This is a genomic window from Citrobacter sp. Cpo089, assembly GCF_030332695.1.
Taxonomy (GTDB): Bacteria; Pseudomonadota; Gammaproteobacteria; order Enterobacterales; family Enterobacteriaceae; genus Citrobacter; species Citrobacter portucalensis.
In genome coordinates, this window is the sequence record NZ_JAOWHJ010000024.1 from 225 (window position 1) to 20622 (window position 20398).

Below are 20398 nucleotides of genomic sequence, written 5' to 3' on the forward strand. Positions count from 1 at the left end.
GTGCTTTTGCCGTTACGCACCACCCCGTCAGTAGCTGAACAGGAGGGACAGCTGATAGAAACAGAAGCCACTGGAGCACCTCAAAAACACCATCATACACTAAATCAGTAAGTTGGCAGCATCACCCTGAATTTCGGGCAACATATAAGCAATTTGTGGACCTAATAACACGACATCGGCGACAGGACCTTTTTCTCCGGCCAGCGTTTCAGGAAATGCTTCAATAATAACCGGTACTTCGTATTTTTCGGCCTGAGCACGCATCTTCGAAACCAACAATGAAGTCGACATGCCCGCAGAACAAAACAGATAAATGTGTTTCTTTTCCATTAAAACGATCCTCATGTGCGATTATCTGTCAACCAGACACTCCGCAAGCCATAACCTGCATCCATGCTCTGGGTAACTTGCGTCAGCTAAATTACTTTTTTAGGTGGCTGAAATGAGTATACGGGATTGCACCGGTGGATGGTATTTCCTTGACCAACTAAATTGTCTCTCCTTGACCTGTCGTTATGACCCCCCTCACATTTCGGGTAAATAATTCGCGGCAATAAATAAGATCGTTCGGCACAAAAAAACCGGCACAATGGCCGGTTCTTCTGAATGCTCAGGCAATAAGCAGTTGTTACTTCTTCGCCGCCTGCGGGTCAGTGTCGTACTCTGCGCAGGTCTGGTAACCGGAGTTAATCACATGTCCGGTGTCGTCTAAAGCAACAAAATAGGTTTCAGCTTTACCATCTCGTTGACCCAGGATGTAGGTCTGGCATGTCCCTCGCGCATGAATCATGCTGACTTCAGAAGAAGGTTTACCGGCAATCTGCGCCACCTGCGCCCGGCTCATCCCTTTCTTCACATCTTTCACCACGGGCTGAACAAATTGGTCTTTAGTACGATCGTAGGCCGTACACCCTGCCAGCATAGTCAAAACAGCCGCTGCACTCAGAATTCCTGTTAGGTTCTTGTTCATATTCCGTCCTCTTGTATTTCAGCGTGTTATATAAGCCTGGAGCACAACAACACATTTTTCAAGCAATCAGATGATACTTAGGTCGTTTCGGAAAATTCTATTAAAACAAAATGATGTTAGATCAGGCCTGCATCCCTTGTCGTTTGGGTCCCAACGCGTTAGCTTTAACACATCATTTTTTTGATCATTTCATTTTTCGGAGGGGGTTAAATGACTCTGCAGCAAGAGATAATCCAGGCGCTTGGCGCAAAACCGCAAATTAATGCAGAAGAGGAAATTCGCCGCAGCGTGGATTTCTTGAAATCCTACCTGCAAACGTACCCTTTTCTGAAATCACTGGTATTAGGGATAAGCGGCGGACAGGACTCAACGCTCGCGGGAAAACTTTGCCAGATGGCTATTTCCGAGCTTCGCGAAGAAACGGGGACTGACGCGTTGCAGTTTATTGCCGTACGTCTGCCGTATGGCGTTCAGGCTGATGAACAGGACTGCCAGGATGCCATCGCCTTTATCCAACCTGACCGAGTGCTCACAGTAAATATTAAGGGTGCGGTACTGGCCAGTGAACAGGCCCTGCGTGAAGCGGGTATTGAACTGAGCGATTTTGTCCGTGGCAATGAAAAAGCCCGTGAACGTATGAAGGCCCAGTACAGTATCGCCGGAATGACCAGCGGTGTTGTCGTGGGTACCGATCATGCAGCAGAAGCCATCACCGGATTTTTCACCAAATACGGCGATGGCGGTACTGACATTAACCCTATTTTCCGTCTGAACAAGCGTCAGGGTAAGCAGTTGCTTGCCGCGCTGGGTTGCCCGGAGCATTTATATAAGAAAGCGCCAACCGCCGACCTCGAAGACGATCGCCCTTCTCTGCCGGATGAAGCCGCATTAGGCGTCACCTATGACAACATCGACGATTACCTGGAAGGAAAAACGCTGGCTGCCGACGTCGCGAAAAAAATTGAAGGCTGGTATCTGAAGACCGAGCACAAACGTCGCACACCGATTACGGTGTTTGATGACTTCTGGAAAAAAGCGTAATTCTTTTAGTCGCATATTGCCGGATAGCACTGGGATCACCGCTGTCCGGCCCCTCCTCCTGGCCTGATGCCGCTTTTTTAATCGGTTTCAAACTGCTATACTGGATGAATAACCAGCACCCGGAGTGAGAAGTGGTACGGCGTCAATCAGCCCCACGCCTGACATTTGAGGCAGCGGCAATCTATGAATATCCTGAACACCTGCGTCCATTTTTGAGTGCGCTTCCCACCGCACCAGGCGTCTATCTGTTTCACAGTGAAAGCGACACTATGCCGCTCTACATTGGTAAAAGTGTCAATATTCGCAGCCGCGTGCTGGCACACCTGCGTACCGCGGACGAAGCGGCAATGCTGCGTCAGGCCAAACGCATTAGCTGGATTTGTACGGCGGGAGAAATTGGTGCCCTGCTGCTGGAAGCGCGGTTGATCAAAGAACAACAGCCGTTGTTTAACAAACGACTGCGGCGCAATCGTCAGCTTTGCGCCTTGCAGCTTACAGACCGAACTGTTCAGGTTGTCTACGCACGAGATATTGATTTCTCCAATGCACCCAATCTGTTTGGCCTGTTTGCCAATCGTCGCGCAGCGCTACAAGCGTTGCAAAACCTCGCGGATGAACAACAGCTGTGCTACGGCCTGTTGGGGCTGGAACCCCTGAGTCGCGGGCGCGCCTGTTTTCGCTCCGCGCTTAAACGCTGCGCCGGAGCGTGCTGCGGGAAAGAGAGTCATGAAGCGCATCATTTGCGTCTGTTAGCGGCGCTGGAAAGAGTGAGAGTGATTTGCTGGCCATGGAGCAATGCCATTGCACTGCAGGAAACCGGCGCTGAAATGACACAGTACCATATCATCAACAACTGGCTGTGGCTGGGAGCTGTTTCAACGCTGGATGAAGCGACTACCCTGGCGCGTATGCCAGCAGGCTTTGACCATGATGGCTACAAAATTCTCTGCCGGCCTGTTCTGTCTGGTCAATATGACATTATTGAACTGCATCCGGAGAATGCCCCGGCATCCAGTTAATCTCGCTGAACAGCAATTTTCCCTCGCGTTCCAGCAGTCGTAATGTGTGTTTGCCGTCATGCCAGCTCGCACCCTGGTCGGCCGTCAGCAGTTTATCGCCCAGTTGCCATGCACCACTGATAACAAACACCACGCCGCCGCGTGAACCAAAGGTCGTAAAGGTGCGATCGGCCACTCTGACTTTTGCCTGGCAAACATCTCGTCGGGTCATGATATTAAAATCCATCGACATCTGCCCTTCCGTCAGCTTTGCTTTTACCACCTTGTCACCGGCAAAGGTAAAAGGCTGATGCTGTTTCAGGGTATGCGTAAAGATGTTCGTTTCTTCCAGGGTCACTTCTCCACCTTCCAGCAGAGTAATCACACGTTCTACGCCGGGATAAAGAGAAAACTCACCGTTTGCTGCAATGGAGGCGATACTCGCCCGCCAGTGAAAATCTCGTGTTGCTGGCGGAAAACAGCAAATCTCACGCGTTTCTCCCGCACCATTCCGCCAGAGGTTAACCGGCATTTTGCGGATATCAAAGTATTCCATCATCCCTCCAGAAAGGAGCAGCATGGCAGCCTGCCGTAAACAGACAGCCATAAATCATCATTATTATGTTCACCCTGCAGATTATTGTTATCGGCAGCAGAGTTGATTTGCCTTAGCGATGAACCCGGCATTTTGCAAAAAAGAATAACGCGCTGATCCAGGTAGAATTTTCGCGGGCTTCAGGAGAATAGCGTGTCGTGCGTCCGGTGCAATAGGCAGAAATGAAAAAACCGCCGATCCTGCCCACATCGTTATACGTGTTGTGGACAAGAGCGGCGGTCTTGAGTTTGGTTTCACACTGTGCGGCAATCAGCGCGACACAGTGTGAATGATTTAGTGTAGACGCTGATCGATTACTCGGCAGCTTCCGGCATTTTACCTTTCTGCGCTGCACGTTCTGTCAGACGCTTCTCAAAATTGGCATTAAACTGCTTTTTCTGTTCCGGGGTCAGAATGTTGTAAATTTTGTTCTGAGTTTCCATATGCGCCAGCATGTTGGCTTTGCGCTGTTCTTCCATCTTCGCAATCTGCGCTTCGGCTTTCGCTTTATCGAAGCTATCGCTGGCGATGATGTCGTGCATTGCACGGCGTTCTTCCAGCGGCGGACGTTTCATCTGATCGCGCTGGCCTTTCATGATTTCGCGGATCTGCTGTTTCTGTGCGTCAGTCAGGTTCAGGTCTTTAAACATCATGTCGTGATGCGGGGCAAATTTGCCGTTGTGATGCATCATCGGTTTAGCATCCGCTGGTGCAGCTGTTGTAGTGTCAGCAGCATGAGCCAGGTTCGCAGCACCCAGCGCCAGAGTAGAGGCAACAAACAGAGCAGTCAGTTTACGCATAATTTCTATCCTTTCTTTCAGTTATTTTTACGACACTCATGCGACTCTTATGCAATGTGATGTCGTGTTGACGAGATTAACTTTACCGGCTTAAGCGTCAATTAATCAGAGCAACGGTAAAACAGTGAAAGTGTAAAAAACAAACTTTCATCAATTATGAAGAAAAAAAGAATAAATTGCGGAGAGTTGCAATAAAAAATTACAACAGGATGATTTTGAACGGATTATGAAGAACTATACCTGAACCCTGTTTATTAAGAAAGCAATTCACCAGGAATAATCCGTAATAAATAAAAACAGCACGCAAAAATAAGCCCTAAAGGATAATCCTGCAGGGCGAATATATTGATCACAACTTTTCGAGCATCAATCCGGCACGTAAACCACAGGCCACGTTAGGGTTGGGAAAGAGAACGTATTCAACATCATGGGTGACGATAAAACGTTCATCTCCGTCCTGCGCCAGCAAGGTGCCTTCTTTAAAGGGGGTAAAGTTTAGCGTCTGGTTATCCATGTGGAGAATGAAATCATTGCTACGACGCGTGATTTGCGACACCACGCGATAACGCAGCGGGGATATTTCTCTCGTCGACACCCGTTCACCCCGCAGCAGTTTTTCCAGTGCGTCTGCCGTTTGTGCAAACTGGGTGAGATCGTTTTGTCCAAACGGCAGCGCTTTACCCAGTTCCAACGTACAGGCCAACGCACCAAAATGTTCCCCGCTAAAATGGGTGAACGTGCCGCCAGGCGTCTGATGGAAAACCAGCGCTTCCAGTCCCGCGTCTCCCAGCCATTCAAGGAAATCCTCGTCCCAGGCAACGTTGCGTTGTGGCAATACGCCAAAGCGCAGATGCTGTGAACCGCGAATCGCGGTGTGCAGATCCAGATGCCAGCGCACAGGCTCCTTTGCGCGCGAATAAAAATCTTCCAGACACAGCTCAAGCCCATGGGCTCGGTGCGTTTCTTCACTTGCGGTAAAAATCTGCCACCGACCGCCAAACATACGATTAAGGTCGCTATGACAATATCGTTTTCCCGCAGCCAGCGCCTGCGGGTTTCCCAGAATCACCAGCAGCCGCCATGTCAGTGTCAGCTCGCCGCTAAACAGCCTGGAAAGCAATGAATCGAGTATCTCTACCGGCGCGGTTTCATTGCCATGGATCCCCGCAGACAGCACCAGAGAATGTTCAACGGGTGCAAGCGGCGTCAGTTCCAGAATTCCGTGACCGATCCACTGCCAGTCAAAACCATGAGTGGTTCCTTGCGTTTTCTCTGGAGTGGCGCCTGCGAGCGTGATCGCCAGAAAGTTATCCATGGCGCATCCCCTCCTGCTGGAAAGGATACACTGAGCCGAGGTTGAGCAATTGCGTCAGCGTATCCAGCGCTTCACGCCCCTCGCGCAACAGTTGTGGGTCGGCAAGGTCGGCAGCGGTAAGACGATCGCGATAGTAACGGTCAACCCAGTTATTCAACGTGTTAAACAGCGTGTCGTTCATGATAACCGCCGGATTCACCGCCTGCTGTTCCTGCGGAGTGAGCACCACTCTCAGGCGCAAGCATGCCGGACCACCGCCGTTGGACATACTTTCACGCAGATCGAATACCCGCAGGTCATCGATCGGATTGTCTTCCTCGAGAAGCCGGTTCAAATACCGCCACACGCCAGCATGCTCCCGACACTCCTGCGGCAGGACCAGCATCATCGAACCGTCACTACGACTCAGCAACTGACTGTTAAACAGATAAGTGGTCACGGCATCCTGCACCGACACTTCCGCTGTCGGGACTTCCAGCGGGGTAAAACCTGCCACCTGGCTGCGCAACTGCTCTAACAATGCCTGCTGTCTGACAAACGCCTGCTGATGACAAAACAGCACCTGGCGATTCGACACCGCAATCACATCGTTATGGAACACACCAAGATCGATAACGTCCGGGTTTTGCTGAGCAAAAATGCGCTGATGTGGGTTGACCTGATTCAGTCGCGCGACCGCCTCGCTGGCCTCACGGGATTGCCTTGCCGGATAGCGCTTCGGTTGGGATGCATTGCCTTCTTCACGACCGTAAACAAACAGCTGTACGCCGGGGTCACCGTAATCTCCACCCAGGCGGTTATGGTTTGCCGCCCCTTCATCGCCAAATAGCGCAACCTGGGGTAACGCACCGTGGACCGCAAAGCTATTCTCATCACGGAAAATCGCCCGTAACAATGCTTCGGTAGTAGGCGCTTCCAGTGAACGGTGGAACTTATTATTCAGATTCGCCACCGTCAGATGCACTTTCCCGTCCAGCGAGTCTGCCGAAGGGCAAACCGTCGCCGCATTCGCTACCCACATAGGCGATGCGGAGCTGGCACTGGAGAGCCAGTGAGGCGCCTGACGCGACACTTTATCCAGCACCTGTTCGTCACTGCCGCTAAAACCCAACTGACGCAGAACCGGAATATAAGGCCGCTCGTGGGGCGGGATCACCGCCTGAGGAAATCCTGCATCCGCCAGTGCTTTCATCTTTAGCAGACCTTGCTTTGCCGCCAGACGCGGGTTCGACACCTGAAATCGATGTTTGGTTGAGGCCTCATTACCAAATGACAATCCAGCATAGTGGTGAGTCAGTCCCACCAGACCATCAAAATTTACCTCACGGGCTTTCATAGCTTATCCTCGCGAGAAAAATCCAGTCCGGGGCTAAGCGCCGTTGGCAGCGTTAGGGCCGGGGATTCCAGACTTGCCATCGGCCAGGCGCAATAATCTGCGGCATACCACGCGCTGGCGCGATGGTTCCCGGAAGCGCCTACACCGCCAAACGGTGCGGTACTCGCAGCGCCGGTTAACGGCTTATTCCAGTTGACGATCCCTGCCCGCGCCTCCAACAGTAGCTGTTCGAACTGGCCGCGATCGGGCGAAACTAACCCACACGACAATCCAAAGCGAGTGTTGTTCGCCATACGAATCGCATCATCAAAGCTGTCATAACGCCAGACGCCGAGCAGCGGACCGAAAACCTCCTCATCAGGTACGTTCCCCGCCCCGGTCAGTTCGATGATTCCAGGGGTCAGCAGTGACGTTCCGGCATTTACCAGACGTGGCGCTAACAGCGTACGGCCGCCCAACGACGCCAGACGCTGCCAGGCATCATAGACGTGTTGCGCTGCTTGTTCGGAAATTAGTCCACCCATAAATGGCTGCGGTTGTGCATCCCAGTTGCCGGGCATTAAACGCTGACTAACCTCCACCAGACGCGTCAGGAACGCATCACCCTGCGCGCCTTTTTTTACGAGCAGGCGGCGGGCACAGGTACAGCGCTGTCCGGCGGTGACAAATGCGGACTGAATGGTCAGATGCACTGCGGCATCAATATCTTCCGGATTCTCAATAATCAGCGGGTTGTTGCCCCCCATCTCCAGGGCAAGGATTTTTTCCGGCTGGCCGGATAACTGCTTATGCAGCTGATAACCGGTATTCGCACTGCCGGTAAACAGCAGGCCATCGAGGTCTTCCAGCGCACTCAGCGCCTGCCCCGTTTCACGTCCGCCCTGCACCAGATTCAGCACGCCCGGCGGCAACCCCGCCTGCTCCCACAGTTTTGTTACTGCTTCACCGGTCCACGGCGTCAACTCGCTGGGTTTGAAAATCAACGTATTGCCTGCCAGCAATGCCGGAACAATATGACCATTGGGTAAATGACCGGGGAAGTTATACGGACCAAAAACCGCCAGCACGCCGTGTGGGCGATGGCGCAACGTTGCCGCACCATCCGGTAGTTCACTGTGCTGCTCACCGGTACGGGCATGGTAAGCTTTGACGGAGATGGCGATTTTATTGATCATCGCCGTCAGTTCAGTCGCGGCTTCCCAATGAGGTTTTCCGGTTTCCTTGGCGATAATCTGAGTTAGCTCGGCTTTATTGCTTTCCAGCAATAAAGCAAACTTTTCAACAATAGTCTGGCGTGCGCTGAAAGGCTGTTTAGCCCAACCGGCAAAGGCTGCGCGTGCGGCCTGGCACGCTTGCGTCACCTGCGTTGCATCTGCATCATTACCGTGCCACAGCACATCACCGCTTACCGGGTTGGTTTTCACCCGACGCTCGCCCAGCCCCGTCACCCAGTCACCGTTTATCCATAGTGTCATGCTGTTTTCTCCTCTGCACAAAGACGTACAAAACGTACATGGTCGCCAGCGTGGCATTTTAGGGCGTCCAGTTGCGCCGCCGTCAGCACCAGACGTTGGGTATCCGGGTCTGCGCGAACCAGCATGACGCGGAAGTTTTGATAGTTTTCATTGGCAACCAGACAGGCCGGATATTCGCCGGTTGCTGGCTGACCTTCCGCCACTTCCACCAGCCTGCTTTTACGAATAGCCCGAACCCGGTCAATATCGCATTCCAGCGTTGGCCCGCCGTCGAAAATATCGACATAGTTGCGGTAGCGAAATCCTTCTTTCTCCAGCACCGCCCGCGCCGGGGCAGTTTGCGGATGCACCTGACCAATCACGCCTTGCGCTTCATCAGACAGAAAATGGGTATAAATAGGATGCTTGGGCATCAGTTCAGCAATAAAGGCTTTCTGTCCTGTCCCGCAGAGAAAATCCGCCCGGCTGAACTCCATTGAGAAAAAGCGTTTACCGAGGCTTTGCCAGAACGGCGAGTAACCGTGCTCATCAATCACGCCGCGCATTTCGGCCACGACTTTCTCATTAAATCGGTCGCGAAAGGCCGCCATAAACATAAAGCGCGATTTTGACAGCAAATAGCCGTTGCCTTCTTTTCGCCAGTCCGGATCGAGAAACAGAGTACAAAGCTCGCTGCTACCTGTGTGATCGTTACTCAGAAACAACGTCGGCAGCGCGTTATAGACATTCAGCTCTTTCGAGGCGTGGACCAGGGTACCAACCCGGTAGTTGTACCAGGGATCGTTAAGCCCTACCGCCACCTCAATGGCGCAAATCCCGGCCACGGTTCCGCTGGTACTGTCTTCAAGCACAAACACATATCCCTGCTCACTTTTTGGCAACTCACCGCGCCAGGTTTGGAGTGAACGTTCGATACGCGCCATCAGCGTAGCTTCATTCGCCGGTAGCGAGGTCAACCCGCCGCCGGTCTTACTGGCAAGCTGCATCAACGCGGTGATATCCGCGCGTTCAATGGGACGAATCACCATCATGATGAACCCCCTGCTTTAATGCGTTCGCAGGCCAGCGCAAAGCGATCCAGTCCGGTGGCGACTTCTTCTTCGCTGACGTTGAGCGCTGGCGCAAAACGCACCACGTTAGCGCCAGCGATCAGTACCATCACCCCGGCAACAGCCGCTTCTTGCGAGATGAGTTTCGCTTTCCCGGCAAATTTCGCGTTCAGCACGCAGCCGATCAGCAGTCCGAGTCCACGAATTTCACTAAACAGTCCAAAACGTTCGTTAATGGCGTTTATACGCTCCACAAACCAGTCGTGGCGCTGTTTTACTCCGTTGAGCACTTCTGGTGTATTCACAATTTCCAGCAATTTACCTGCCACCGCCGTCGCCAGCGGGTTTCCGCCGTACGTTGTACCATGTGTACCAACCGTCATCACACTGGCGCAACGCTCTGTCGCCAGCAGTGCGCCGATGGGGAAACCACCGCCCAGCGCTTTTGCTGTCGTCAGCAGATCCGGAGTCACGCCGTAGTGCATATAGGCATACAGCTCCCCGGTACGGCCAACGCCGGTCTGAACTTCATCAAAAATCAGCAGCGCATTATGGCGATCGCATAACTCACGTAGCCCCTGCAAAAAAGCTTTTGTTGCCGGTACCACACCGCCTTCACCCTGCACAGGCTCCACGATAACCGCACAAGTAGTGTCATCAATCAGTTGGCTGGCAGAATCGAGATCGTTGTATACGGCATGACGGATATCCGGCGGCAGCGGCGCGAAATCCTGTGAGTAGGCAGGTTGTCCTCCGGCGCTGACGGTAAACAGCGTGCGGCCATGGAAAGCATTTTTAAACGCTACAATCCCGCTCTTCTGGCTGCCAAAACGATCGTGGGCATATTTACGCGCCAGTTTTAGTGCCGCTTCGTTGGCTTCTGCGCCGGAGTTACAGAAGAAAATACGCTCGGCGAAGGTGGCGTCAATCAGCTTTTTCGCCAGACGCAGTACCGGCTCGTTGGTGTAGCCATTTCCCGTATGCCAGAATTTGCTCGCCTGGTCGTTTAATGCCTCGCGCAATGCCGGGTGGGCGTGACCCAGCGCGTTAACCGCAATGCCTCCCGCGAAATCGATATACTCTTTACCCTGTTGATCCCACAGACGTGAACCTTCACCCCGCACCGGAATAAAAGGGGCCGGAGCATATACGGGCATCATCCATTCATCAAAATTTTCACGCGTAATTGACAGAGACATAGCGACCTCAACAGTAAATAAAAGGTTATTTATATGTTAATAAATATAGTGTTTGCGGTGTAAATGTAGATTGCAGGGTTCGTGCCAGCCAGCGAAAAAAGTGCATAAACGGAGGTCGATGACGGAATATCAACAGGTTACAACGTGGCGATATTCACTGCATGTGCATATAAAGTGAATATGTTTGCGCATCAGGCGACTAAACAGAGGAAAAAACGCAGTTTTATTCAGTCGCCAAATATAATTCTGGAATTGTGATCGTATACGAAATTTTTCGGAAATTATTGCTCCATTCCGACGCGCTTCGCGCCAAAACGGTGCAGTTTTTGCTCCATCGTTAACACCATTAGCAATCATTGTTGGAATCAGGTGACAAGAAGCAGTCAGCCTGCAGAAATTCTGCTACCATCCTTGCACTATTCATCTTGCAAAGTGGCAGCGACTATGAAATTTGTCTCTTTTAATATCAACGGCCTGCGTGCCCGTCCCCATCAACTGGCAGCCATTGTCGAAAAACACCAACCGGATGTTATTGGCTTACAGGAGACAAAAGTCCACGACGATATGTTCCCTCTCGAAGAGGTAGCAAAGCTCGGTTACAACGTCTTTTATCACGGCCAGAAAGGTCATTACGGCGTGGCGTTGTTAACGAAAGAAACGCCAATTGCGGTACGTCGTGGCTTCCCGGGCGATGACGAAGAAGCGCAGCGTCGTATCATCATGGCAGAAATTCCGTCCCCTCTGGGCAGCATCACGGTGATCAACGGCTATTTCCCGCAGGGCGAAAGCCGTGACCATGAAACCAAATTCCCGGCCAAAGCCGCGTTTTATCAGAACCTGCAAAACTATCTGGAGACTGAACTGAAGCGCGACAATCCGGTATTGATCATGGGCGATATGAATATTAGCCCAACCGATCTCGATATCGGCATTGGCGAAGAAAACCGTAAACGCTGGCTGCGTACCGGTAAATGTTCCTTCCTGCCGGAGGAGCGTGAGTGGATGGAACGCCTGCTGGGCTGGGGTCTGGTGGATACTTACCGTCACGCAAATCCTGAAAAGAATGACCAGTTCTCGTGGTTCGACTATCGCTCAAAAGGCTTTGACGATAACCGTGGCCTGCGTATCGATCTGCTGCTGGCGAGCAACCCATTGGCGGAACGCTGCGAAGAAACCGGCATCGACTATGAAATTCGCAGCATGGAAAAACCGTCCGACCATGCGCCTGTATGGGCTAAATTCCGCGTCTGACCTTCTGCGTCTTTTTACTCTCCAGGCCCGGTCTGGAGAGTCTGTTTATTCTGTGCAAAATCAATAAAGTGACGGTAATACATTGTTACGGCCGGGAATTTATTATATCTTCGCGCGCGCTTTTCGCTGACGAAAATGCTCCATTGCACTCGGTTTTACAGGAGAACCCCCATGAAAAAGAAGTTCGCATAAAGCAGAATACCGGCTGCTGATTGTCGCGGTCCTGTTCTGCGTTCTGGCGGGAGTTTTCCATCATTATGGTCTGACAGACCTGATAACCAATTTCCATCATTTACAAGACGTCATCCGCCAAAGCGGTATGTTCGGCTATACGCTTTATATCCTGCTTTTTATTGTTGCTGCGCTGTGTCTGATTCCAGGCAGCATCCTGGTGATCGTCGGCGGTGTGCTGTTTGGCCCCGTGGCTGGGACGCTTATCTCGTTAGTGGCTGCAACCGTGGCCTCAGCGCTGTCGTTTTTGCTGGCTCGCTGGCTTGGACGGGATCTACTACTGAAATACGTTGGGCACACGGCGACGTTTCAGGCTATCGAAAAAGGCATTGCCCATAGCGGAGTAGACTTTCTGATCCTGACCCGGCTCGTGCCGCTGTTCCCCTATAATATTCAAAATTACGCCTATGGGCTGACGGCCATTCCGTTCTGGTCATTTACCGTAATATCGGCACTTACCACCTTACCCGGCATCTTTATCTATACGCTGATGTCGCATGAACTCGCCAGCGAAGGCATTACCCTGGTATTCATCGGTAAGCTCAGCGTGGCAGGGCTGGCGTTATTCGCCCTCGTTCAGGCAGCCAAAGCCTGGGCCCGATATAAGCATATCGATCCGTCAGCCAACCATGAGTGTACAGGTAAATGATAAAACGGAATAAAGCGCGGCTGGCTCGCTATTACCGGGTGGGTTTGATTGCTCTGCTACTGCTCGGGCTAATGGCATGGGCATGGATACCTGGCGTGAGTGATTTTCTCCACGGCGGCCTGGCAGCATTTACCACACTCGATCAGCATGCTCTGGAAAACTTTATTCGTTCTTATGGAACCCAGGCGGCGGTGGTGTCGTTCTTCCTGATGATCTTACAGGCCATCGTTGCACCGCTTCCTGCGTTTGTGATCACGTTTGCCAATGCCTCGCTGTTTGGCGCATTTTGGGGCGGCGTACTATCCTGGAGCAGCGCAATGGCAGGTGCGGCGCTGTGCTTTTTTATTGCCCGCATTTTAGGTCGCGGTGCGGTAGAAAAGCTGACCGGAAAAACGGTGCTGAACAATATGGACGCTTTTTTCGAGCGCTATGGTAAGCACACTATTCTGGTCTGCCGCCTGTTACCTTTTGTGCCGTTCGACCCGGTAAGCTACGCGGCAGGCCTGACCTCAATTCGTTTTCGCCATTTTTTCATCGCCACCGGCATCGGACAGTTACCCGCCACTATCGTCTACTCATGGGCGGGAAGCCTGTTAACCGGCGGCACATTTTGGTTTGTGACGGGTCTGTTTGTCCTGTTTGCCCTAAGCGTGGTGATATCGGTGGCGAGAAGCCTTTATCTTGAGCGCCAACGGAAAAAAAGCTGAGACCTTCCCCCATTTTTAACCATGGAGATATTATGCGTTACTGCTTATTGTGTCTGAGTTTGTTGCTCTGCCCGCTGGCGACGTTTGCCCAGGACGCCAGCTGGCAACAAATCAAAAATGACGCCCGTGGTCAAACGGTGTGGTTCAACGCCTGGGGTGGCGACAATGCAGTTAACCAGTATCTCGACTGGGTTAGCGGCGAGATGAAAACGCACTACGACATTAACCTGAAAATCGTGCGCCTGGCAGACGCTGCCGATGCCGTAAAACGCATCCAGACGGAAGCGGCATCCGGGCGAAAAACCGGCGGCTCTGTCGATTTACTGTGGGTTAACGGCGAAAACTTCCGTACGCTAAAAGAAGCCGGGCTACTGCAAACCCAGTGGGCGCAAACGCTGCCTAACTGGCGCTATGTTGATACACAAAAACCGGTGACCGAAGATTTCTCCGTTCAAACAGAGGGGGCTGAATCACCGTGGGGCGGTGCCCAACTCACTTTTATTGCCCGGCGCGATCTTACCGCGCAGCCGCCACAATCTCCGCAGGCACTGTTTAAATTCGCGCAGGCGCACCCTGGCACGGTGACCTATCCACGCCCGCCCGACTTTACTGGAACGGCTTTTCTTGAGCAGTTGCTAATTTCGCTCACCACCAAACCACAGGCATTGAAAGTTGCGCCAGATACAGCGACATTCGCCGAAGTTACCGCGCCATTGTGGCAGTATCTTGATACTTTGCATCCTGTACTTTGGCGTGAAGGCAAAGATTTTCCGCCCACGCCAGCACGAATGGATGCACTGCTCAATAGCGGTACCCTGCGTTTATCATTGACCTTTAACCCGGGCCACGCGCAGCAAAAAGTGGCGAGCGGCGAATTGCCTAAAAGCAGTTACAGTTTTGGTTTCTCACAGGGCATGCTCGGCAACGTGCACTTTGTTGCCATTCCGGCGAATGCCCACGCCAGTGCCGGAGCAAAAGTCGTGGCAAACTTCCTGCTTTCTCCTGAAGCACAACTGCGCAAAGCTGACCCGGCTGTCTGGGGAGATCCTTCGGTGCTTGATCCACAAAAATTGCCTGACGAACAGCGTGATGCGCTGCTGGCGCGGATCCCACAGGGGCTCCCTGCCGTGTTGCCAGAACCGCATGCAGCCTGGGTAAACGCTCTGGAACAAGAATGGTTACGCCGCTACGGTACGCATTAATTCTGCTACTCTGGGCCATCATGGCGGCAGTTTATCTGCCGTTGGCGCCAGCGGCATGGTCTCTGATAACACCGGCGCTTAGTACCACACACTGGCTGGCGCTCTTTGCCGATCCTCAACTCCCGCAGGCGTTACTGGCAACACTGGTTTCCGTCGGCCTCGCGGCTGGGGGCGCGCTGATCATCGCGCTGCTGGCGATCCTCGCCTTGTGGCCCGGCGCAGGCTGGGTACGTCTGTATACGCGTCTTCCGTGGCTGCTGGCAATTCCGCACGTTGCCTTCGCCACCAGCGTGCTGTTGGTTTTTGCTGAAGGCGGCATACTTTGGCAATGGCTCCCGTTCCTCAGCCCACAGCCGGACCGCTACGGCATTGGACTTGGCGTAACGCTGGCGGTGAAAGAGAGCGCTTTTTTGTTATGGATTCTCTCGGCCCTACTGAGTGAGAAACAACTTTCTCAGCAGGTTATCGTATTGGATTCGCTGGGTTACAGCCGACTGCAATGCCTGAACTGGCTGGTTCTGCCCGCTATCGGCCCGGCATTAGGTAAAGCTATGCTGGCGATTGTTGCCTGGTCACTCTCCGTTGTTGATGTGGCAATCGTTCTTGGCCCCGGCAATCCGCCAACGCTTGCCGTATTGAGCTGGCAGTGGCTCAGTCAGGGCGACGTAGAACAGCAGGCGAAAGGCGCACTTGCCAGTCTGTTACTGGTGCTGTTGCTCCTTGTTATCGCGCTGGTGGGTTATCTGCTCTGGCGTGCCTGGCGACATACTATTCCGGCAGTAAACGGTGAACGCCAGCATTTTTCATCTATGACAATCGCACGCCCGCTGGTACAGATTTTGCCCGTCAGCGGTGTGGTATGCGCGCTGGTACTGGCGCTTATCGCCAGCTATTCCTCGCTAAACAACGAGGCGCTCAACAATAGCCTGCAACTGGGGCTCCTTTCCAGCGTGCTGGCGCTACTGATACTTTTTGCCTGGCTGGAATGGGGTCCACAAACCGGACACCGCTGGGTCTGGCTACCGCTCATTTTGCCTGCGCTACCACTGGTAACCGGACAATATCTGCTGGCGTTAGATGCCGAACAAGATGGACTGATGACGACCATTATCTGGGGCCACCTGCTGTGGGTGATGCCCTGGATGCTATTTGTGCTTAAACCGGCTTGGCAGCGCATTGACCCACGATTAATTTTGATTGCGCAAACCCTGGGCTGGACGCGGGGGCGGATATTCTGGCTGGTGAAATGCCCGCAGCTGGCGCGCCCGGCATTGATTGCCTTCGCGGTTGGCTTCTCAGTTAGTATCGCCCAGTATATGCCAACGCTGTGGCTAGGTGCCGGACGCTATCCCACGTTCACCACCGAAGCGGTGGCATTAAGCAGCGGCGGTAGCAGTGCGATTCTGGCAACACAAGCGTTGTGGCAGCTGCTTTTACCACTGCTCGTTTTCGCACTTGCAGCCTTTCTCGCCGCGTGGATCGGCCGCTTTCGACAAGGACTCCGCTAATGCTTACCGTACGAGGCGTTTCGTTGTACCAGGGCGTGAAAGCGCTGGTGAAAGACGTTAATTTTCAGGTTAACAAAAGTGACATCGTCACAATTATGGGACCTTCCGGCAGCGGGAAATCTTCGCTGTTTTCATGGATGATCGGGGCGTTGCCTCCCCAGTTTCAGGCCTCAGGCGAACTGTGGCTTAATGAACGACGCATCGATACGTTACCTACCGCGCAGCGCCAGATTGGTATTTTGTTCCAGGATGCGCTGCTGTTTGACCATTTCAGCGTTGGGCAGAATTTACTGCTGGCCTTACCCGCCAGCCTGCAAGGTCCCGCCAGACGCCATGAGATTGAATGCGCTCTCGCACGCGCTGACCTGGCAGGTTTTTATTCGCGCGATCCGGCGTCACTCTCCGGCGGACAACGCTCGCGTGTCGCCCTGCTCCGTACACTACTGGCGCAGCCCCAGGCACTGTTACTCGATGAACCCTTTAGCAGGCTGGATGCGTCGCTACGCGATAACTTTCGCCAATGGGTCTTCACCGAGGTGCGTAAGCTGGGGATCCCGGTGGTACAGGTGACCCATGACGCGCAGGACGTGCCGCCTGCAGGCCGCGTATTTCAGATGGAAAACTGGGTGTGAATGTGGCGATATGCTGCATTAACGCAAGGTTTTTACGTAACTGGCGGCACAGAATGTCGTCTTCTTTTTTTCAATGTCGGGCTATTCGATGAAACGTGTTTCTCAAATGACCGCGCTGGCACTGGCTTTAGGGCTCGCTTGCGCTTCTTCCTGGGCTGCTGAAACAGCACAGGCGCTCACCCTCAACCAGTTACAGCAAAAGCAAGGCGCGGCAATCGATACCCGTCAGAGCGCTTTTTACAACGGTTGGCCACAATCGCTCAATGGTCCTTCAGGACACGAACCTTACGCACTGAATCTGTCTGCCGCCTGGCTCGACAAGATGAATGATGAACAACTCAGCGCCTGGGTTAAGTCACATCAACTTAAGACCGACGCTCCGGTGGCGCTGTATGGCCGTGATAACGACATGCAGGCCGTTAAATCCCGTCTGCAAAAAGTTGGCTTTAACCATATCTCAACCCTCAGCGATGCGCTGACAGATCCTGCGCGTCTGCAACGTCTGCCGCACTTCGAACAGTTGGTTTACCCACAGTGGCTGCACGAACTTCAGCAGGGTAAAGACGTGACTGCCAAACCAGCGGGTAACTGGAAAGTGATTGAAGCCGCCTGGGGCGCGCCGAAGTTGTATCTGCTCAGCCACATCCCCGGCGCGGGTTACATTGATACCAATGAAGTTGAAAGCGAACCGCTGTGGAATAAGGTTTCCGATGAGCAGCTTAAAGCGATGCTGGCGAAACACGGTATCCGTCACGACACCACGGTAATTTTATACGGCCGCGATGTCTATGCCGCCGCACGCGTGGCACAAATTATGTTGTACGCAGGCGTGAAAGACGTTCGTCTGCTCGACGGCGGTTGGCAAACCTGGTCCGACTCAGGTTTACCGGTCGAACGCGGCACTCCGCCAACGGTGAAACCAGAACCTGATTTCGGCGTGAAAATCCCTGCCCAGCCGCAGCTGATGCTCGATACGGAACAGGCTCGCGGTCTGCTGCATCGCCAGGATGCGTCTTTAGTAAGCATTCGTTCATGGCCAGAATTTGTCGGTACTACCAGCGGCTACAGCTACATTAAGCCAAAAGGTGAGATCGCAGGCGCACGTTGGGGCCACGCGGGCAGCGACTCCACCCACATGGAAGATTTCCATAACCCGGATGGCACCATGCGCAGCGCGGATGACATCGCCGCGATGTGGAAGCAATGGAATATCCTGCCGAATCAACAGGTCTCTTTCTATTGCGGTACCGGCTGGCGTGCTTCAGAAACGTTTATGTATGCCCGCGCGATGGGCTGGAAAAACGTCTCTGTTTACGATGGTGGCTGGTACGAGTGGAGCAGCAATCCGAAAAACCCGGTCGCCAGCGGTGAACGGGGTCCGGACGCCAGCAAGTAAGACTGGCATTATTGCCGGATGCGGTGAGAACGCTTTACCCAGCCTGGATATATCATCGTTGTAGGCCGGATAAGCGAAGCGCATCCGGCAACGCATTACCTTACGCCTGACGCTGAACGGTTTTCAGCGTCAGATATCCGCTCCAGATCCGGGTGAACGTTGTCATCCAGCACAGCGCGCCAAAGACCCACGCCAGCACGGCAAAATAGTCCGGGAACAGACACCCCAACACAAACAGCAAAATCGTCTCAGTTCCTTCGGTTAATCCACCCAGATAATAAAACGATTTATGCGCGTAACCGGGGTTATCAATCTGATGTTTTGCTGCCAGTGCGGCGAAAGCCAGAAAGCTGCTACCGGTGCCAATAAACGCGAACAACAGCCAACTGCCTGCCAGCGCATTCTGCGCCGGAGCGGCAAGAATAAAACCAAACGGCACAAGGGCGTAAAACAAAAAATCGAGCGAGATATCGAGAAATCCGCCGGCGTCTGATAGTCCTCTGCGCCGCGCCAGCGCCCCATCCAGTCCGTCAAACAACCGATTGAGTACAATGGCCACCAGCGCCGCCAGATACCAGCCTAACGCCAGAAATGGCAACGCCAGCACGCCAATGGCAAATCCGACCAGCGTAAGTCCGTCCGGGGTAATCGCCGGTTTATCGATAATACCTACGCACCGATGCAACAGCGGTTTTAATCGTGGATGAAGATGGCGGTCAAGCATGCGGGCGTCCTTTAAAACTGTCACACAGTCCCTGCGAGGGAATATCGAGAGCGGCATTAAAACGCGCCGAGAGATTTTGAAACGCAATCAGCGCGGTCATTTCCGTAATGGCAACATCGGTAAAATGCTGCTTCATCTGAGCTTTCAGCGCATCGTCAACCTGTGGAGGCGTTGCGGTAACCGCATCGGCATAGGCCAGCGCGACGCGTTCTTCAGCGCTAAACAGCGTCGAATCTTGCCAGTTGACAACCTGCATGACTTTATCCAGCGCGCCACAGCGTTCTGCCAGCCGTAAACTATTCGCATCAACACAGAAAGCACAGTGGCAGACCTGAGAAACGCGGGTCATCAACAGCGCGCGCATCACCGGCGTTAAGCGCGCCTTTTTACGCTCCAGAAACCCGACAAACAGCGCCACCAGCCAGAACAGAAACGGCATCCGCCCCCACCAGCGCGTGGGATGCAGCACATCGCCATAATGTTTTTTCTGCGTGGCAACGAGCGGTTTTAAACTGGAAGGGATACGCGTTAACGGCTTTACCCACGACTGAGGTTCGTTCAACGGTGACTCCTGAATACTTTAGATAAAACAAAGATAACGATAGTATGTCATTTTCTGCTGTTAGATCTTGATGAATATGATGAAAACCCTCGACGTGGTCGCCGCTATCATTGAACGTGATGGCAAAATTTTACTGGCTCAGCGTCCGCTTCATGCGGATCAGTCAGGCATGTGGGAGTTTGCCGGGGGTAAGGTTGAGCCGGGCGAAAGTCAGCCCGAGGCGCTGATCCGTGAATTGCGTGAAGAGTTGGGCATTGAGGCGGTCGTGGGGCGCTACATTGCCAGTCATCAACGCGAGGTTTCAGGCCGATTGATTCACCTACACGCCTGGCATGTACCGTCTTTTCAGGGGGAATTGAGAGCATTTGAACATCAGGATATCGTCTGGTGCTCACCCGAAGAGGCGCTGCGTTATCCGCTGGCACCCGCCGATATCCCGTTGTTAGAGGCGTTTATCCTTTTACACGCCGCCAGACCAGCGGATTCGTGCTGATCGTTTTATCATCGCGCTGGCACTGCAACAGAACGCCATCGGCTTTAATCACCGCCCCTTCAGAGTAGTTTTGATCCTGATAAATACAGCACTGGCTACAGGGCTGTGCCCGTTGACCGCTGGAACTGAACACTTCCGGCGGTACATTCACCTGCACATCCGGGCGATAAAGCTGATTTGCCAGCGTCGCGCTGGACACCAGAACCAACGCTCCTGCCATGATTAAACGGCGCATTGTGTTTCCTTTTTAACTGACATTTATGCT

21 protein-coding genes and 2 pseudogenes (1 of these 23 running past the window's edge) are annotated in these 20398 nt (G+C 53.2%); 10 read left to right on the top strand and 13 right to left on the bottom strand.

The features are described from left to right. The 3 genes and pseudogenes from OGX92_RS03400 to osmE all read right to left on the bottom strand — a co-directional run. A pseudogene (locus tag OGX92_RS03400) lies at positions 1-71 on the bottom strand (IS1-like element transposase) (its annotated part extends 224 nt beyond the left edge of the window); the annotation flags it as partial. A gap of 55 nt (positions 72-126) precedes the next feature. Beyond that, positions 127-330 (bottom strand): annotated as a pseudogene (gene chbB, locus OGX92_RS03405) (PTS N,N'-diacetylchitobiose transporter subunit IIB); the annotation flags it as partial. Between the two features lie 298 nt (positions 331-628). After that, a complete protein-coding gene (gene osmE, locus OGX92_RS03410) occupies positions 629-970 on the bottom strand; it encodes an osmotically-inducible lipoprotein OsmE (protein WP_003030621.1) in 342 nt (113 codons plus the stop codon). A gap of 210 nt (positions 971-1180) precedes the next feature. Here osmE and nadE point away from each other — a divergent pair, with 210 nt between their 5' ends. Continuing rightward, positions 1181-2011, top strand: coding sequence for an NAD(+) synthase (gene nadE, locus OGX92_RS03415; RefSeq protein ID WP_149335784.1), 831 nt, complete (start codon positions 1181-1183; stop codon positions 2009-2011). Between the two features lie 131 nt (positions 2012-2142). Then, positions 2143-3030, top strand: coding sequence for an excinuclease Cho (cho, locus tag OGX92_RS03420; protein ID WP_063941490.1), 888 nt, complete (start codon positions 2143-2145; stop codon positions 3028-3030). Here cho and ves read toward each other — a convergent pair. From ves to astC, 7 genes are all read right to left on the bottom strand, one after another. Then, positions 2990-3565, bottom strand: coding sequence for an environmental stress-induced protein Ves (gene ves / locus OGX92_RS03425; protein ID WP_286586251.1), 576 nt, complete (start codon positions 3563-3565; stop codon positions 2990-2992). The two genes, cho and ves, sit on opposite strands and share 41 nt — an antisense overlap. A gap of 353 nt (positions 3566-3918) precedes the next feature. Then, positions 3919-4404 (bottom strand): ATP-independent periplasmic protein-refolding chaperone Spy, encoded by a 486-nt coding sequence (gene spy, locus OGX92_RS03430; RefSeq protein WP_003832537.1) that lies wholly within the window; start codon positions 4402-4404, stop codon positions 3919-3921. Positions 4405-4753: 349 nt separating this feature from the next. After that, positions 4754-5719: a succinylglutamate desuccinylase gene (astE, locus tag OGX92_RS03435; RefSeq protein WP_063941489.1), complete on the bottom strand. Its 966-nt coding sequence runs from the start codon at positions 5717-5719 to the stop codon at positions 4754-4756. Further along, positions 5712-7055 (bottom strand): N-succinylarginine dihydrolase, encoded by a 1344-nt coding sequence (gene astB, locus OGX92_RS03440; RefSeq protein ID WP_003832532.1) that lies wholly within the window; start codon positions 7053-7055, stop codon positions 5712-5714. Before astB ends, astE begins: the two co-directional genes overlap by 8 nt. Beyond that, positions 7052-8530, bottom strand: a complete 1479-nt coding sequence (astD, locus tag OGX92_RS03445) for a succinylglutamate-semialdehyde dehydrogenase (protein ID WP_126318345.1) — start codon at positions 8528-8530, stop codon at positions 7052-7054. The genes astB and astD overlap by 4 nt, the downstream gene beginning before the upstream one ends. Beyond that, positions 8527-9561, bottom strand: coding sequence for an arginine N-succinyltransferase (gene astA, locus OGX92_RS03450; protein ID WP_003832529.1), 1035 nt, complete (start codon positions 9559-9561; stop codon positions 8527-8529). The genes astD and astA overlap by 4 nt, the downstream gene beginning before the upstream one ends. Beyond that, on the bottom strand, positions 9558-10778 hold the full coding sequence (gene astC, locus OGX92_RS03455) for a succinylornithine/acetylornithine transaminase (protein ID WP_286586243.1): 1221 nt from the start codon (positions 10776-10778) through the stop codon (positions 9558-9560). The genes astA and astC overlap by 4 nt, the downstream gene beginning before the upstream one ends. Positions 10779-11222: 444 nt before the next feature. On the opposite strand from astC, the gene xthA reads away from it, so the two are divergent. From xthA to OGX92_RS03490, 7 genes are all read left to right on the top strand, one after another. Beyond that, on the top strand, positions 11223-12029 hold the full coding sequence (gene xthA, locus OGX92_RS03460; protein WP_003030642.1) for an exodeoxyribonuclease III: 807 nt from the start codon (positions 11223-11225) through the stop codon (positions 12027-12029). 223 nt (positions 12030-12252) lie between these two features. Next, entirely contained in the window at positions 12253-12909 is a 657-nt protein-coding gene (locus OGX92_RS03465) for a TVP38/TMEM64 family protein (protein WP_170974252.1), read from the top strand. Further along, on the top strand, positions 12906-13616 hold the full coding sequence (locus tag OGX92_RS03470; protein WP_126956095.1) for a TVP38/TMEM64 family protein: 711 nt from the start codon (positions 12906-12908) through the stop codon (positions 13614-13616). The genes OGX92_RS03465 and OGX92_RS03470 overlap by 4 nt, the downstream gene beginning before the upstream one ends. Before the next feature lie 32 nt (positions 13617-13648). Further along, complete coding sequence (locus OGX92_RS03475) at positions 13649-14818, top strand: ABC transporter substrate-binding protein (RefSeq protein ID WP_286586244.1); 1170 nt, start codon at positions 13649-13651, stop codon at positions 14816-14818. Continuing rightward, positions 14791-16326, top strand: coding sequence for an ABC transporter permease family protein (locus OGX92_RS03480; RefSeq protein WP_063941484.1), 1536 nt, complete (start codon positions 14791-14793; stop codon positions 16324-16326). The genes OGX92_RS03475 and OGX92_RS03480 overlap by 28 nt, the downstream gene beginning before the upstream one ends. Next, positions 16326-16958 carry an ATP-binding cassette domain-containing protein gene (locus tag OGX92_RS03485; protein ID WP_149335788.1) on the top strand — a complete coding sequence of 211 codons (633 nt, stop codon included), beginning with the start codon at positions 16326-16328 and terminating at the stop codon, positions 16956-16958. The genes OGX92_RS03480 and OGX92_RS03485 overlap by 1 nt, the downstream gene beginning before the upstream one ends. Before the next feature lie 88 nt (positions 16959-17046). After that, positions 17047-18354 (top strand): sulfurtransferase, encoded by a 1308-nt coding sequence (locus OGX92_RS03490; RefSeq protein ID WP_286586245.1) that lies wholly within the window; start codon positions 17047-17049, stop codon positions 18352-18354. Positions 18355-18454: 100 nt separating this feature from the next. Here OGX92_RS03490 and OGX92_RS03495 read toward each other — a convergent pair whose 3' ends face one another. After that, positions 18455-19078, bottom strand: a complete 624-nt coding sequence (locus tag OGX92_RS03495) for a CDP-alcohol phosphatidyltransferase family protein (RefSeq protein ID WP_008784544.1) — start codon at positions 19076-19078, stop codon at positions 18455-18457. Then, positions 19071-19640 carry a carboxymuconolactone decarboxylase family protein gene (locus tag OGX92_RS03500; RefSeq protein WP_003832506.1) on the bottom strand — a complete coding sequence of 190 codons (570 nt, stop codon included), beginning with the start codon at positions 19638-19640 and terminating at the stop codon, positions 19071-19073. The genes OGX92_RS03495 and OGX92_RS03500 overlap by 8 nt, the downstream gene beginning before the upstream one ends. Before the next feature lie 79 nt (positions 19641-19719). On the opposite strand from OGX92_RS03500, the gene OGX92_RS03505 reads away from it, so the two are divergent. Then, a complete protein-coding gene (locus OGX92_RS03505) occupies positions 19720-20133 on the top strand; it encodes a pyrimidine (deoxy)nucleoside triphosphate diphosphatase (protein WP_103285981.1) in 414 nt (137 codons plus the stop codon). Here OGX92_RS03505 and OGX92_RS03510 read toward each other — a convergent pair. Further along, the gene (locus OGX92_RS03510; RefSeq protein ID WP_170974251.1) at positions 20093-20353 is read right to left on the bottom strand and encodes a YnjH family protein; all 261 of its coding nucleotides are present in this window, start codon (positions 20351-20353) and stop codon (positions 20093-20095) included. The genes OGX92_RS03505 and OGX92_RS03510 overlap by 41 nt on opposite strands. Positions 20354-20398: the final 45 nt, after the last annotated feature.

What these genes read in the sequence shown, in the direction of transcription:
- astB (WP_003832532.1), bottom strand. Translation starts at nt 7,055, where the DNA reads ATGAAAGCCCGTGAGGTAAATTTTGATGGTCTGGTGGGACTGACTCAC.
- OGX92_RS03480 (WP_063941484.1), top strand. Translation starts at nt 14,791, where the DNA reads ATGGTTACGCCGCTACGGTACGCATTAATTCTGCTACTCTGGGCCATC.
- OGX92_RS03505 (WP_103285981.1), top strand. Translation starts at nt 19,720, where the DNA reads ATGAAAACCCTCGACGTGGTCGCCGCTATCATTGAACGTGATGGCAAA.
- nadE (WP_149335784.1), top strand. Translation starts at nt 1,181, where the DNA reads ATGACTCTGCAGCAAGAGATAATCCAGGCGCTTGGCGCAAAACCGCAA.
- astA (WP_003832529.1), bottom strand. Translation starts at nt 9,561, where the DNA reads ATGATGGTGATTCGTCCCATTGAACGCGCGGATATCACCGCGTTGATG.
- ves (WP_286586251.1), bottom strand. Translation starts at nt 3,565, where the DNA reads ATGGAATACTTTGATATCCGCAAAATGCCGGTTAACCTCTGGCGGAAT.
- OGX92_RS03470 (WP_126956095.1), top strand. Translation starts at nt 12,906, where the DNA reads ATGATAAAACGGAATAAAGCGCGGCTGGCTCGCTATTACCGGGTGGGT.
- osmE (WP_003030621.1), bottom strand. Translation starts at nt 970, where the DNA reads ATGAACAAGAACCTAACAGGAATTCTGAGTGCAGCGGCTGTTTTGACT.
- astD (WP_126318345.1), bottom strand. Translation starts at nt 8,530, where the DNA reads ATGACACTATGGATAAACGGTGACTGGGTGACGGGGCTGGGCGAGCGT.
- OGX92_RS03475 (WP_286586244.1), top strand. Translation starts at nt 13,649, where the DNA reads ATGCGTTACTGCTTATTGTGTCTGAGTTTGTTGCTCTGCCCGCTGGCG.
- astE (WP_063941489.1), bottom strand. Translation starts at nt 5,719, where the DNA reads ATGGATAACTTTCTGGCGATCACGCTCGCAGGCGCCACTCCAGAGAAA.
- xthA (WP_003030642.1), top strand. Translation starts at nt 11,223, where the DNA reads ATGAAATTTGTCTCTTTTAATATCAACGGCCTGCGTGCCCGTCCCCAT.
- spy (WP_003832537.1), bottom strand. Translation starts at nt 4,404, where the DNA reads ATGCGTAAACTGACTGCTCTGTTTGTTGCCTCTACTCTGGCGCTGGGT.
- OGX92_RS03485 (WP_149335788.1), top strand. Translation starts at nt 16,326, where the DNA reads ATGCTTACCGTACGAGGCGTTTCGTTGTACCAGGGCGTGAAAGCGCTG.
- OGX92_RS03510 (WP_170974251.1), bottom strand. Translation starts at nt 20,353, where the DNA reads ATGGCAGGAGCGTTGGTTCTGGTGTCCAGCGCGACGCTGGCAAATCAG.
- OGX92_RS03490 (WP_286586245.1), top strand. Translation starts at nt 17,047, where the DNA reads ATGAAACGTGTTTCTCAAATGACCGCGCTGGCACTGGCTTTAGGGCTC.
- OGX92_RS03495 (WP_008784544.1), bottom strand. Translation starts at nt 19,078, where the DNA reads ATGCTTGACCGCCATCTTCATCCACGATTAAAACCGCTGTTGCATCGG.
- astC (WP_286586243.1), bottom strand. Translation starts at nt 10,778, where the DNA reads ATGTCTCTGTCAATTACGCGTGAAAATTTTGATGAATGGATGATGCCC.